The sequence below is a fragment of the Vibrio sp. 1402 genome, assembly GCF_033340275.1.
Genome location: NZ_JAWOWE010000531.1, coordinates 1 through 567 on the forward strand (window position 1 = coordinate 1; position 567 = coordinate 567).

General features: G+C 45.9%; 1 protein-coding gene. It reads left to right on the forward strand.

What is annotated here, in order from left to right; all coding sequences use genetic code 11:
• Positions 1-157: 157 nt before the first annotated feature.
• The coding region (hutX, locus tag R7044_RS27085; RefSeq protein WP_225456213.1) for a heme utilization cystosolic carrier protein HutX at positions 158-567 on the forward strand (410 nt) is incomplete at its 3' end.

Consider the following 567-nt stretch of genomic DNA (forward strand, 5'->3'; position numbering starts at 1 on the left):
TCAAGAGCGAAGCTTAGTGCTTACTTTAGCGGGCAGTTTTTGGGCCGTTTCGTTAGCGCAAGCCTGTATTCAGGTACTGACATCAGAGATGAACGAAAGCGTGCCAAAAGTATCCAATAATTAATGAAGACAAATTGAAGAAAAGATGGAAAACAAAATGGAATCAATCAAGCAACAGGTAGAAGTTCTATTGGAACAAGAACCTCAACTTCTGCCTGCCGCAATGGCAGAGCGTTTAGGTGTGACAGAATTTGATGTTGTCGCTGCACTGCCGCAAGAGATGGTTGCGATTGCTCCGGGCGAACAAGCGCAAACAATCCTTGAAAGCCTAGTTGGTTTTGGCCCAGTGACGACGATCGTACACTCCTTCGGCTCCATTTTCGAAGTGAAAGCGCCTTTTCCGAAAGGCAAAGTTGCGCGTGGTTATTACAATCTAATGGGGCGAGAAGGTGAGCTGCATGGTCACCTCAAATTGGATAACGTGAAAAATATCGCGCTGGTCAGCAAACCGTTTATGGGACGTGAAAGTCACTACTTTGGCTTTTTCTCTGAATGCGGCAGCAATAT